General features: G+C 36.5%; 12 protein-coding genes. 1 reads left to right on the top strand and 11 read right to left on the bottom strand.

Annotated features, from left to right (window positions below; genetic code table 11):
* Nucleotides 1–61: 61 nt before the first annotated feature.
* From murD to panE, 9 genes are all read right to left on the bottom strand, one after another.
* Nucleotides 62–1,414, bottom strand: coding sequence for a UDP-N-acetylmuramoyl-L-alanine--D-glutamate ligase (murD, locus tag RCJ96_RS04980; protein ID WP_074606288.1), 1,353 nt, complete (start codon nucleotides 1,412–1,414; stop codon nucleotides 62–64).
* The gene (gene mraY, locus RCJ96_RS04975; protein WP_000893058.1) at nucleotides 1,415–2,389 is read right to left on the bottom strand and encodes a phospho-N-acetylmuramoyl-pentapeptide-transferase; all 975 of its coding nucleotides are present in this window, start codon (nucleotides 2,387–2,389) and stop codon (nucleotides 1,415–1,417) included.
* A gap of 22 nt (nucleotides 2,390–2,411) precedes the next feature.
* Nucleotides 2,412–3,887, bottom strand: coding sequence for a UDP-N-acetylmuramoyl-L-alanyl-D-glutamate--2,6-diaminopimelate ligase (murE, locus tag RCJ96_RS04970; protein ID WP_074606290.1), 1,476 nt, complete (start codon nucleotides 3,885–3,887; stop codon nucleotides 2,412–2,414).
* A 208-nt stretch (nucleotides 3,888–4,095) separates the two neighbouring features.
* Nucleotides 4,096–6,012, bottom strand: a complete 1,917-nt coding sequence (locus RCJ96_RS04965) for a stage V sporulation protein D (RefSeq protein WP_001266227.1) — start codon at nucleotides 6,010–6,012, stop codon at nucleotides 4,096–4,098.
* An 81-nt stretch (nucleotides 6,013–6,093) separates the two neighbouring features.
* Nucleotides 6,094–8,244, bottom strand: coding sequence for a penicillin-binding protein (locus RCJ96_RS04960; RefSeq protein ID WP_442866594.1), 2,151 nt, complete (start codon nucleotides 8,242–8,244; stop codon nucleotides 6,094–6,096).
* A gap of 21 nt (nucleotides 8,245–8,265) precedes the next feature.
* Complete coding sequence (ftsL, locus tag RCJ96_RS04955; RefSeq protein ID WP_000067081.1) at nucleotides 8,266–8,628, bottom strand: cell division protein FtsL; 363 nt, start codon at nucleotides 8,626–8,628, stop codon at nucleotides 8,266–8,268.
* Nucleotides 8,629–8,643: 15 nt separating this feature from the next.
* Nucleotides 8,644–9,576 carry a 16S rRNA (cytosine(1402)-N(4))-methyltransferase RsmH gene (gene rsmH / locus RCJ96_RS04950; protein WP_000481789.1) on the bottom strand — a complete coding sequence of 311 codons (933 nt, stop codon included), beginning with the start codon at nucleotides 9,574–9,576 and terminating at the stop codon, nucleotides 8,644–8,646.
* A 368-nt stretch (nucleotides 9,577–9,944) separates the two neighbouring features.
* Nucleotides 9,945–11,561 (bottom strand): bacillithiol biosynthesis cysteine-adding enzyme BshC, encoded by a 1,617-nt coding sequence (gene bshC / locus RCJ96_RS04945; RefSeq protein ID WP_074606295.1) that lies wholly within the window; start codon nucleotides 11,559–11,561, stop codon nucleotides 9,945–9,947.
* A 79-nt stretch (nucleotides 11,562–11,640) separates the two neighbouring features.
* The gene (gene panE, locus RCJ96_RS04940; RefSeq protein ID WP_416503909.1) at nucleotides 11,641–12,531 is read right to left on the bottom strand and encodes a 2-dehydropantoate 2-reductase; all 891 of its coding nucleotides are present in this window, start codon (nucleotides 12,529–12,531) and stop codon (nucleotides 11,641–11,643) included.
* A gap of 292 nt (nucleotides 12,532–12,823) precedes the next feature.
* On the opposite strand from panE, the gene RCJ96_RS04935 reads away from it, so the two are divergent.
* Entirely contained in the window at nucleotides 12,824–13,297 is a 474-nt protein-coding gene (locus RCJ96_RS04935) for an N-acetyltransferase (protein WP_000506708.1), read from the top strand.
* Between the two features lie 34 nt (nucleotides 13,298–13,331).
* Here RCJ96_RS04935 and RCJ96_RS04930 read toward each other — a convergent pair whose 3' ends face one another.
* Together RCJ96_RS04930 and rpmF are read right to left on the bottom strand one after the other, a co-directional pair.
* A complete protein-coding gene (locus RCJ96_RS04930) occupies nucleotides 13,332–13,838 on the bottom strand; it encodes an RsfA family transcriptional regulator (protein ID WP_000246478.1) in 507 nt (168 codons plus the stop codon).
* A gap of 129 nt (nucleotides 13,839–13,967) precedes the next feature.
* A complete protein-coding gene (gene rpmF, locus RCJ96_RS04925) occupies nucleotides 13,968–14,141 on the bottom strand; it encodes a 50S ribosomal protein L32 (protein WP_001984764.1) in 174 nt (57 codons plus the stop codon).
* Nucleotides 14,142–14,193: the final 52 nt, after the last annotated feature.

Raw genomic sequence — 14,193 nt, 5'->3', positions numbered from 1 at the left:
AACTTTTGCCCTATGTAACAAAACATCAGTAGGTGTTAGCCTACTGATGTTTTGATTTACTTTATATAAGTTTATGCACAGCTTGTATAAAAATGTCTCCTCTTTCTTCAAATGTTTTAAATTGATCCCAGCTTGCACATGCTGGAGAAAGAAGAATTACATCGCCATCTGTAGAATGAGCATAAGCTTTCACTACCGCTTCATCTAAAGTATCGACACTTTCAATTGTATCTAGTCCCGCTTTTTCTGCAGCTCTTACTAATTTTGGAGCGGTTTGTCCAAATGTTACAATCGCTTTAACATTTTTGAAATACGGGATTAAATCATCGAACTCATTCCCACGATCAAGCCCACCTGCTAATAACACAGTCGGTTGTGTAAACGCAGATAAAGCTTTCTCTGTCGCTAACATATTCGTTGCTTTTGAGTCATTATAAAACTTACGGTTGTTTATAGTTGTTACATATTCTAAACGATGTTTTACACCTGTAAAACGTTTTAACACCGCCGTAATCGCTTCGTTAGAAACACCCAATAATTTTGCGATACTCATCGCTGCTAAAATATTTTCTAAATTATGTTGACCCGGTAAAACGATATCGTCTACTTCAATAACTTTTTCACCTTTAAAATAAAGAGCATTATCTTTTATACACGCACCATCTTCAATTTCTTTCGTTGTTGAGAATAGTACTTTTTGACCTTTACTATAAGCAGATAAAGCCATCACATCTGCATCATCTGCATTTATTACACTATAATCATTTTCTGTTTGGTTTTTAAAAATATTTGCTTTTGCTAAACCATATTCTTTCTTCGTCCCATGATAATCTAAGTGGGCCTCAAATAAATTTAAAAACGCAGCAATTTTAGGTTGGAACAATTCTACTCCCATCAATTGGAACGATGAAAGTTCTGTAACTACAACTTCATTTTCTTTCGCATCCTGTGCAACTTCACACGCTACAGTTCCAATGTTCCCTGCAATTACCGGATGCTTCTGTCCTTCTTTTAGCATTTCAAATGTAAGCATTGTCGTCGTCGTTTTACCGTTAGATCCCGTAATCCCAACAAATGGTGCTTCTGAAATACGATATGCTAATTCAACTTCTGTAACAATTGGAATTTGCTTTTCTTTCGCAGCAACTAATATTGGATTAGAATACGGGATTCCTGGGTTTTTTACTACAAGAGAAATATTTCTCTCTAATAATTCTAACGGATGACCACCGCATACAACGTCCATTCCTTTTGCTTGTAATTCTGCAGCAAGTACATTATCTGCTAAAGGCTTTCCGTCATTTACAATAACATTTGCCCCTAACTTTTGTAACAATGTAGCTGCTGCATAACCACTTTTTGCAATGCCTAATACAAGAATATTTTTATTTTGAAATTCAGTTACAGTTTTCAATTACATCCACACCCCGATATAAATTCCTAACACAGCTAATAAAAATCCTACAGACCAAAACGTCACAACAACACGCCACTCTGACCAACCACATAATTCATAATGATGGTGTAATGGACTCATTTTAAAGACACGTTTTCCTGTTGTTTTAAATGAAATAACCTGAATAATAACAGATAAAGTTTCCATTACGAATACTCCGCCAATGATTACAAGTAGCAATTCTTGTTTTAATAAAATTGCTACAGCTGCAATGGCTCCACCTAAAGCTAAAGAACCTGTATCTCCCATAAACACTTTCGCTGGATTCGCATTGAATACTAAAAATCCAAGTACAGCTCCTACAACCGCCATACAGAATATCGCTACTCCAAATTGCTCTTGCGCTACAGCAATAATACTAAACGCTCCAAATGCAATAGCAGCTGTTCCTGATAATAAACCATCTAAACCGTCAGTTAAGTTAACTGCATTTGATCCACCAATAAGCATAAATAGTACAAGTACAAAATACGCCCAACCTAATTCAAACTTAACATCCGTTCCCGGAATCATGATGTATGTGTGGAACGCTTGCCCTTTTCCAATTAAAAAGAACGCAATAGCAATCACAAGCTGACCTACTAATTTTTGTTTTGATGTTAAACCAAGATTTCTCTTCTTAACTACCTTTATGTAGTCATCTAAAAATCCAATCAATCCGTAACCAAATGTTACTAATAGTAATAACGAAACTTCTGCACCTAAATGATTAAACTTAATCGCCATAATAAGTGAAGTTACCATCATAGATACATATATGACAATACCACCCATTGTCGGTGTCCCTGATTTTTTTTGATGTGACTTTGGTCCCTCATCTCGAATACTCTGTCCGAACTTTAATTTTCTTAAAAACGGAATAAACAATGGCGAAAGGGCAACAGAAATTAAGAATGCTACCCCAGCCGTTACTAATAAACCTTGCTCAAGCACATGTAGTCCTCCTCTCACGTTGTTACTCTTCGTTGTTTAAACGCTCTGTAATTGCTTCTTTAGCGACTTCACGATCGTCAAAATGATGAACATCTTTACCAATAATTTGATATGTTTCATGACCCTTACCAGCAATAATGATGATATCTTCAGCTTTTGCGTTAGCAATTGCATGGTATATCGCTTCTTTTCTATCAATAATTACTTCATAATTATTTCCATTTGCACCATGTACCATATCATCTAAAATAGCTCCTGGCTCTTCACTTCTTGGATTATCTGAAGTGTAAATGGCGTGAGTTGCATATCGTGTTGCAACACTTGCCATGATTGGTCTCTTCGTTCTATCTCTATCACCGCCACAACCGACGATGCAATATACGTCACCTTTTGCAAACTGTTTTGCTGTTTTTAATACATTTTCTAAGCTATCTGGTGTATGTGCATAATCAACAATAACTGTATAATTTTGTCCACCATCAACTACTTCAAAACGTCCTGGAACTCCAGCTAGTTCCTTTATTACATCAATGATTGTTTCTAAACTTACACCAGAAACAAGTCCTGCCGCTGTCGCAGCTAGTACGTTATATACATTAAATTTCCCAATTAATTTCATCGTAACATTTACACTCTCATACGGTGTTACAAGCGTAAATGTAGTTCCACCACTTGTCATAACGATATCTTTTGCCATAACATCACTTGTTGTATCAATTCCATACGTTACAACAGTTGCTGCAGTACTTCTCATATATTCCGCTGTTACAGCATCATCGTTATTCAATACCGCGTATTTTTCACGATTATGATTATAACTATTGCCAAGTTGCGCAAATAGCAACCCTTTTGCATGCTTATATTCTTCCATCGTTTTATGATAGTCTAAATGATCTTGTGTTAAATTTGTAAACACTGCTACATCGTAATCACATCCGTGTACACGGCCAAGATCTAAAGCATGTGACGAAACTTCCATTACTGTGCTATCCACACCGTGTTCAACCATTTTTGCAAACGTCTGTTGAAGTGTTAGTGCATCTGGTGTTGTATTTTTCACCTCAAATGTTTCATCACCGATTTTCATATTAATCGTTCCAATTAGCCCCGTTTTATGACCATGTGCGCGCATAATCTCATCCATAATATGCGATGTTGTTGTCTTTCCATTTGTACCTGTAATACCGATTAAATGTAACTTGTGTGTTGGTTGACCATAAAAATAATCAGCTAAAACCGCTAACGAACGAAAAGTATTTTTCACAAGTACAACTGGAACGTCAACATCAATTGGTCTTTCCGCAACAATAGCAGCCGCTCCTTGTGCCGCTGCTTGCTTAGCAAAATCATGGCTATCAACCGTATATCCTTTCATACATACAAATAAGCTTCCTTCTTTCACTTTACGTGAATCAGCTTCTATAGATGTGATTTCTGGATTTTCTTTTGGAACAACTGGAAAATCATGCAAACATGATACAAGTGTATGCAACTTCATTTCACTAAACCCTCTCTACATTGTGTATTTATCTCTTTTATTAATAAGCAACACGTTACCTCCTAATTATGTACAATAGGAGGTAAGTGCTACTCTGTCTAATAAATAGACCTATTTATAACCGAGACTCTTGCGGTCTCAAATTAAGTAACTCTTCTATAAAGAACTCACTTCCACCAATTGTACCATAAAACGTACTAGGTTACCTTTAATTCCCGAAGTAAATTCTAATTTTTGAGCCTTCTTTCACTTTAGCTCCTGCTTCTGGGGACTGTTTAATGACTTTCTCTCCATCTCCGCTTATATCAAGCTTCAAATCGACGAGTTGCGTCTGTAAGTCTTTCTTTTTCATACCAATTAAATTCGGAACTTCCACAGTTGGTGTATCGCCCCATTTATATTCTCTCTCAACTTGTTCTTTTCTCGGTTTCACTCCCATGACAGGAAGTGCATCCCGCAAAATATTCCCAACAATTGGAGCTGCTACTACTCCACCAAATTGCGTTACACCTTTCGGATTATCAACAGCAACATATACAACAATTTCTGGATCATCTGCTGGAGCAAAACCGATAAAAGATACGATATAATTATTCTCTAAATATTTACCATCTTTCACTTTTTGGGCCGTACCTGTTTTTCCGCCTACACGATACCCATCAATAAAAGCACCTTTACCAGATCCCTTTGCTACAACATTCTCTAATGCATACCGAACTTTTTCTGAAGTTTCCTTGGAAATAACTTTTCTTTTTTCCACAGGTGTCTTTTTACTTACAACTTGATTGTTTTTCGGATCAATAAATTCTTTAGCTATATACGGTTGATACAATGTTCCACCGTTTACAGCTGCTGCTACCGCCGCCACTTGTTGAATTGGCGTAACAGAAACACCTTGACCGAATGAAGTTGTTGCTTGCTCGACTGGACCGACTTTGTCTAAATTAAATAAAATCCCACTACCTTCACCTTGCAGGTCAATTCCGGTTTTTTGTCCAAAACCAAAATTACGAATGTATTTAAATAATCGGTCTTTACCAAGGCGATCACCCAGTTCAATAAATCCTGGGTTACAAGAGTTTTGAACTACTTCTAAAAACGTTTGGCTACCGTGACCTCCTGCTTTCCAGCATTTCAATCTAGCTCCACCAACTTCAGCTGCTCCATCATCATAAAACGTATCTTTCTCTAAGTCTACTAAATTTTCATTCAAAGCTGCGGCTAACGTAATGATCTTAAATGTTGAACCTGGCTCATACGTACTCCATACTGGTAAATTTCTATTATACACTTCTGGAGAAACACTTTGAAAATCTGCTGGATCAAAGCTCGGCCGACTCGACATACCTAAAATTTCACCATTTTTCGGATTCATCGCAATTGCAATCATACCATCTGGATTATATGTCGACTCTGCAATATTCATTTCTCTTTCCATAATTCTATTAATACGTGCATCAATTGTTAAGCCTAAATTCAAACCAGCTTCTGGTTTTTTGAAATCATCACCAACATTAGGCATCCTTTGTCCTTTTGCATCTGCAAAAAAACGCACATGACCTTCATCACCATTTAGTTCTTTATCATAGTATTTTTCTAGTCCCATAAGACCTTGGTTATCACTACCAGCAAACCCTAACACGTGTGATAAAAAGTTACCAAATGGATAGTACCGGATAGAGTCCTCTGCGATATAAACACCTTTCAAACTTAATCCTCTTACCTCTTTCGCTTTATCATGTGATATTTTCCTTCCACCTTTATCTAACCTTACAATCGATTCTTTTTTTGTAATCCTCTTATAAATCTCATCTTTTTCCACACCTAATACTGCAGCTAACTTCTCTGCAGTCTCTGCTGGTTTTTCAATTTGCCTCGGTACAACAAAGACAGTTGGAGCACTTTTATTCGTAGCAAGCTCCACACCATTTCGGTCTAAAATCTTCCCACGTTCAGGTTCAAAAGTAATATTACGACTCCATGAATCTTTCGCACGATCCGTTAACATATTTCCAAGAAAAAATTGCACATATCCAAGACGAATATCGATGATAGTGAAAATAAGTATACCTGATATAAGTATAAAAATAAGTCGTTTTCTAACTGTTACATTTGATACACGCATATTGGAACAAGCCTCCCTTACGCCTAGCTTGTTCCAATATATGCTTGTACTTATTTAATTAGAACTTCTTCTCTTTTACCATTACGGCTTTTCTGCTTCTTGTTGTGGTTCAAGTGGCGGTACAAGTGTTACACCTAACTCTGTACCAGGTTGTAACAATGTTCCTTCTGGCACACTTTGTTCGGTTACGTATCCGGTACCAGTAGGTTTTAAGTTAAGCTTTAATGTTTTTGCTAAATTCATAACATCACGAAGTGCCCAGCCTTGTATATTTGGCATTGTAGGTTTATCTCCCACTAAGAAGACTCGGTCACCCTTCAATGTTTGTTCGGTTGCTTTCGGTACTTGTTGCTGCACTTTTCCTTCACCTAATACAATCGGACGAAGTTTTGCTTTATCAATAGCTTTTTTCGCTTCTTCCATCGTTTTTCCGGTTACATCTGGAACAGCAGTTTGTTGCTCTTTCACATATTTCTTCGGATTTTTCACTTCATTAGGCTTAATCTTTAAATACTCTAAACTATTCTTCGTTACATATTTAAAAATATCAGCTAAAGGTTGTGCGCCGCTCTCATCATCTTTCAATTTCGGCTGTTTAACAGCTACATACACAACAAGTTGCGGATCGTCCATAGGTGCCATACCTAAGAATGAGAATATATAATTCTCTCTTCCCGTCATATAGCCTCCTTTTCCATCCGGAATTTGCGCTGTTCCTGTTTTACCACCAACTGAATAGCCATCGACTTTATAAGCAGTTCCTGTTCCTTTCGGCGATGTAACAACGCGTTCTAATAACTGTCTTACTTGCGCTGCTGTCTCTTTTGTAACCGGTTTACCCACTTCTTCTGGCTTATGTTCTAATTTTACTTCCCCTGTTATCGGATCTACAATTTTATCAATTGTATAAGGTTTCATCATTTTCCCATCGTTGGCAATAGCAGTTGCAGCTTGTACAAGCTGAATTGGTGTTACAGTAGAACCTTGTCCAAAAGCTGTTGTTACTTGCTGTATTTGCTGATCGAATAAAATGGTATTTGAACCTTCATCAGGTAAATCAATATTCGTTTTTTCATCTAATCCGAAAGCATGGATATATTTCCGGAAACGGTCTGGACCAAGTTTTTGATCACCTAAAATAGCAAACGCTACGTTGGAAGAGCGCTCTACACCTTCATCAAATGTGATAGATCCCCATCCAGCACCGCCATTATGATCTTTTATTTTGCGGTTCCCGACTTGATATGTACCAGACTGGTAATAATCTTGTCCCTTATACACGCCTTCATTAATAGCTGCTGCTAGGGTGAAAATTTTCATTGTTGATCCAGGTTCAAATGCATTTGCAATTGCATCATTATAATAATACTTATTATTTTCCTGGTTCGGATCATAACTAGGTTTACTAGACATCGCTAATATTTTCCCTGTTTTTGGATCCGCAACAATTCCTATTAAGCTTTCTGGTTCATAATGTTTACTCGCTTCTTTCATTGCGTCTTCTAGATAACTTTGAATACGTTGGTCAAGCGTTAAATAAACATTATCTCCATTTTTAGGTGCCTTTACATTCACTTTTCCACCGTCAAGAGATACTCCTCTACGGTCACCTGTATAAGCTACTTTTCCATTAGCAGCACCTAAATACTTATCCAAACTCTTTTCTAAACCAAATCGTCCTATAGCAATTCCTTTATCATCAGGTCTCGCATGACCTACAACATAAGATGCGAAATCACCATTTGGATACACTCTTGCATTTTCTGTAATAAAAGATATACCTGGCAATTTCAATGCTTCGATTTGTTCCTTCTGTTCTTTCGTCAAGCCCTTACCTAAATTCCCAAATTCTACTTGACTTCTACCTTCTTTATTTAACGTATCTAAAATCTTCTTTTCATCTTTTCCGAGTACACCCGCAATTTTCTTAGCGGTATCTTCTTTATTCTCAACCGGCTTCGCACCTTTTAGTTCCGCTACAAGTTTATAAGAGTTTGCATCTTGCGCTAACACATGACCGTTTTGATCATAAATCGTCCCGCGATTTGCTTCGAGAACTCCTGTTTTACTATGTTTTTGCTGAGCGAGTTTATCCAAATCCTGATTATGCACTGTTCCTGTCGCTTGTATGTAAAAAAATCGGGCTAATAACAGCAAAAAGAGCAGGAGGAATAAAATCATAAAATACCCTGCTCCCTTATTGGTATGAAATTTAGTCATATTTCTCTTCATTTTCCCTTCACACCTATTGCCTTATTTGAGGCCTTTCACATTATTCGCATTAATTTCTAGCCCGTGTTTTTTTGCAACTTCAGCGATTCGTTCATAACGACTTAACTTCTCTACTTCAGCCTGTAACTCTTGATTTTCTTTTTGCTGCTGTACAATTTTTTGTTCTATTGTCGCAGCTTCTACATTAACTTGATAAAGGCCTGCTTTATTTCCAATAAACGCTACACAGGCATACAATAAAAAGCCAATAAACGCTACATACAACAGTTTTTCGATTCTTGTAATCTTCGCTTTAGCTTTCGGCTGAACCATCTGCTGTGGGGGCGTTTGAATCTGAACCTCTTCTTGCGCTTGTTGCTTGTACTTTACAGCTAAGTTACTCATACCTCTCTCCCCTTTTTATCGTTTTTCAGCGATTCTCAATTTCGCAGAACGCGCTCGATTATTTTCTTCTAACTCTATATCAGAAGGTAAAATCGGTTTTCTTGTAATAAGCTTTAATTTCGGCTTAAATTCATCAGGAATAATTGGTAATCCTGGTGGCAATTGTGGCGTTGTACTATTTCGCTTAAACGTCGTTTTACAAATACGGTCTTCTAAAGAATGGAATGTTATAACGCTAACTCTTCCGCCTGGCTTGACCATCTCAATTGCAGATTCCAACGCTTCTTCAAATACTTTCAATTCATCATTTACCGCAATACGGATCGCTTGGAACACTCGCTTCGCAGGATGTCCACCCGTTCTACGAGCAGGAGCTGGAATACCCTCTTTAATTAGTTCTACTAATTCCCCTGTCGTTTCAATAGCTTTATTCTCACGATACGCTTCAATTTTTCTTGCTATTTGTTTTGAAAATTTCTCTTCGCCATACTGGAAGAAAATTCTTACAAGTTGTTCATATGACCAACTATTTACAACATCATAGGCTGTTAATGGGGCATCTTGATCCATTCGCATATCTAACGGTGCATCATGATGGTAACTAAAGCCACGCTCTGGTGTATCTAATTGCGGGGATGAAACACCTAAATCAAATAAAATACCGTCTACTTCTGTTATACCTAATTCCTGTAGTTTTTCAGATAGGTAACGGAAATTACTCTTTACTGTTATGAACTGCTCACCGTATGAAGAGAATTTTTCTTTCGCATTTTGAATTGCTATCTCATCTTGATCAAACGCGATTAATCTTCCGCCTTCAGTTAATTGGGATAATAAATAAGAACTATGTCCTCCTCCCCCCAGTGTACAATCTACATATGTACCACCTGGCTTTATATCTAAGCCATCTACTGTTTCCTTCAAAAGCACTGTTACGTGATTAAACATTGTTGCACCTACTCTTTTTCCAATTAATTATGTTGAATGTATCTCCTCCTCTAAACGCATATTTCACGACTAGAGAACGAAATACTATGAAAGAACGACTCATTTAACTTGCCTACAAAGGCAGCATACTATACAAATCGCCATTTTCTTTTATTATATACTAAATTTTATCATCTTTTGCGGGAATTTAAATAAAAAACTGTCGAAAAAGATAATAATACGTTTACATTTTGTGCTATTTTGTCATATATTTAAGTATCCTGCATAATTACGATATTAGCTTTTTTAAAATTAATAATTCAGAAAAATTTCACTTCACAGTAAATTCAACGGAATAAAAATAAAATCCTGCTCCTAAGAGCAAGATTCTATAGTTTTATAACGTGATGTTTTCCATTCCAAGAGAACGGTTTTTCCATTACACGATCAACGAAATCTAAACCGAACTGATTTAAATAGTAACATACATTCCACACACGCTCTTGTGGCGCTCCCAATGGGCGTAGTGCAAATTGTATACGACGGAATTTATTTAGTTCCACTTCATGTTTTTTCTCAACATTTCTTTTCAACATTCTTTCCAACAGTTCAATTTGTTCATTAATTTTGAACTCGTTTTTCCCTGCAAACGAACTTAATCCAGGATCTATTTTCTTCACAAACTGTTGTAATGACTTATGAATATCAATTATTTCTTTTTTCGCCTCTTCAAATCGTTCATCTATCGGTTCCTCTATTTGATTAGATAGCCAGTTTTCACGCAACTTATCTACGTTATTTAAAAACGGGTCACTCTCTTGCAATTGTAAATCGTGTAAATCTGTCGCTATATCCCTCTCAATATAAGTAATTGTAATACGAGGAACGACAGGCGGCATTCGGAAGCCGATAGTATGGAAGACTTGTTGTAATTCACTCCAGTAAGCTAATTCCCCTGGACCTCCAATAAACGCCAACGTAGGAAATACATACTCCTGCATAAGAGGGCGCGTTACAACATTATTACTAAAGCGCTCTGGGCTCCTTTCCATCTCTTCAATCAATTCCTCATATGAAAAGGAATACGTCCCATCCTTCCCAACAAACTTCCCTTGATTATCTTCAAGCAACACTCGCTCATTATCAATTTCCATGAATATATGTACTGCATTAGACTTTGTTTCAATAATTGGCTTATATCCTAATTCTTTAATTACTTCCTGTTGGTTATGAAGCCCCTCTTGCACTTCTTTATACTTACTTACAATTTGTTTAAAAAACGGCACTTCTAATTTTCTTAATTCAGGATGATGCGAATCGACAAGAATTAAACCAGAATTCATGAACATTTTCATAATAAGGTGACCAAAGAAATCTACATACGTATTCGATTTCCCTAAAGAATCATCAATAAATCGCAGTACATCCTTTGTAAAATTCGTTTCAGGGTATGTTTTAAAAATTTCTTCAATCCACTTTCTACAGTCTTCCAAAGAAAGCTCAGACTCTGAAGCACTTGCCTTTTTCGGATTACGATCATGAAAAATGGTCTTTTTTATTTTTTTATTCTTCGTTACAAAAGTATGATTAATTTCATCCATATCATGGTCTTCACCAGCAATCCAGAAAACAGGAACAACTTTAACGCCTAAACTTTCTTCCTTTTCCTTCGCAAGCTGTAAAACTGAAATAATTTTATGAATCGTATAAAGTGGCCCAGTTAATAACCCAGCTTGTTGTCCAGCTATAACAACATATGTATCTTCATCTTCAAGCGCTTTTACATTTTGAATGGTAGCTTCTCCCGCTTGTAATTTTGTATTATATTCTAATAAATGCGCTACTAAATCTTGACGGAAAAACTCCCTCTCACGCAAATCTTGTACACGCTGTTTAAAAGCATCTTCTGTTAACATATAATCAAAACACGACTGTATCTCTTTTTTACCGTTCATATAGTCCGCTACAACACCTTGTTGCGGAACAGAGATTTCTTTTATCTCCATATAATTCTTCCTTTCGTATCCTGTTCTCTCACCAATCCACATTGTAGTCAATGTTTCACGTAAAAGCAAAGAATTACACTTATACTTTTACTTCTAACCCTTTTATTGCATCGAACAAAAATTGAAGTGTCGGAACGGATCGTTGCTGTTTCTTAGCTTCTTCTAATACATATCCAACAATCGCACCAATCTCTGTTTGTCTATTCGCCCTTACATCTGCCAGCATAGATGATGTATTATGAGATGTTCTTTCACATACATGACGTACCATTTCCCATACCATTTCTTTTTCTTCTTTAACGAGAAAAACGACTTCGTGGAATACTTGCTCCATCATCTGGTAAAAAAACGGGTTCGTGATCAATTCTCCGTTCTTGACCTGTAATAATGCCGTCAATGGATTGATACATACATTCACTACTAATTTTTTGTGCATAACATCCTTCCAATTATCTTCTATTCGAATTGGAAAATGCGGAAAAGGAAAGCAATTAAATATTTTTTCAAAATGTATAGACCGACCGCGCACGATTCCAAACTTCGTTACACCTATCCCTGTATGATAAACGGTATGTCTTTCTTCTTTTTTCGCACCATGCTCTACAATTCCAACTGCAATATTTTCATTCTCTATTTTCTGCATAGCATGAAGGTGTGACATTCCGTTTTGCAAAAAGACTACTGAGGATTTCCCTCGCACAAAAGGTAGTATGTCAGTTATATGATATTGCTTAACAGCAATAAATATATAATCTAGCTGCTGGTCTAGCATGCTTTCTATTGGTAATACTGGCGGGAATACCGTTTCACGTTTCCCCTCCCTAATACAAGTTACACCCGTTATATTTAATTCGTCAGCCTGCTTAGCTGTCCTTGTAAACAACGTAACATCTTGATTACTTTTTTGTAAATAAAATGTATACAATAGACCAATAGCTCCCGGTCCCACAACTCCAATTTTCATTTTCACACAAGGAACTCATTTGAACACGATACATAAGTCCCTTTTCCCCTCCTCTTTTATTCCGCGAATCCCCGATTCATACGGAATCATAATTAACTAAAGATGATCAAATGCCACCCCTTCTTTCAATATGTATATACTACTTATTACTATGCTTCTACTCTTAGTTTAGCAAATCCTCAAAAAAATAATAAAAGAAATACACTATCATCTTCATAAAAATAAAAAAATGAGTTATAATATTATTATAAATATTTTCACTTTTCTGCATTCAATGAGACAAAAAGGATGTGATGTTATGGGATTCCCAAAAGTTGAGCGCTTGCTCATCAATTATAAAACATTAGACGAGTTTAAAAAATTTAAAGGCTGCGGAGCTCAAGAACTATCCATGTTAGAAGAATTACAAGCAAACATTATTGAAAACAATAGTGAATCTCCATTTTACGGTATTTATTACGGCGGATCACTCATTGCACGTATGAGTCTATACATGAAAAGGAACGGCGGGGAACCATTCGAAATTACAGGTACTTACCTAGAACTTTATAAACTTGAAGTATTACCAACTTTCCAAAAACAAGGATTCGGAGAAATGCTTGTAAATTATGCGAAGGGACTGCAGTTCCCAATTAAAACGATCGCACGTATCCATTCAGCTGGTTTTTGGGATAAATTAAATTTCCAACCTGTGTCAGTACCTGATGGTGATTTTTACGTTTGGCACCCAGAAACAAATTTGAATACGGTTACAAACGAAGAGTCTGCATAAGAAATAAAAAAACAGCTACATAGCAGCTGTTTTTTTATTTCTTTAACTTCTCTAATTTCCCATTCGAACGAGCGCTATTTCTTTCCGCTACCATTACACTTCTTTTTTGATCGATATAATCAAGCAATGTTCTATATTCTTCCTCATATACTGATAATCGCTCCAACAGGCTCTCTTTCTCTGTTTGTAACGATTCAATTTGCTGTTGCAACACCACTAAAGAGTTTTCATCTTTATAATTTTGCAAGAAATCAATAACATCATTCAATGTAATTGACGTAGGTTCTAATACCTTCGTCTCTTTCACTTCATAATTTTCCACTTTACGCAGTTGCTTCGCTTCTTCAATACGTTCTTTGTATTGCTTTCTAACGTAAGAATTCCATCTAAAGCCACATGCTGCTGGTGTACGAGATAAATGTCTTCCCACTTCTTTAAAGGCAGATAATTGCGTTCCACCTTCTCGAATATGCCGGAGTACTACTTCTGCCAGAAGCAAATCTTCATCATCAGTCCAAGCATCTTGTCTTGTTGTCGCCATCTCTCTAGTCCTCCCTATGCATTTTTTATTAAACATATGCAGTTACTAGAAAAGATAGAATACAACAAATGAAGAATAAGACAAAAAAAATAAACGTAGAAGATATCTTCTACGTTTATTTTCCCGCAATTACTTGCTGATTACTTCTTTACCTTTGTAAGTACCGCATGCTTTACATACACGGTGAGCTAATTTCGCTTCACCACAGCTTGGGCACTCTACCATACCAGGTACTGATAATTTGAAATGCGTACGACGCTTTCTTTTTACTGTTTTAGAAGTTCTTCTAAAAGGTACAGCCATTCTTCCCACCTCCTTAAAAGAAATAGTTATTTTCATATGAAGGCCTGAACCA

Source organism: Bacillus sp. BSL6 (genome assembly GCF_052928345.1).
This window is presented reverse-complemented; position numbering and strand designations above follow the sequence as displayed.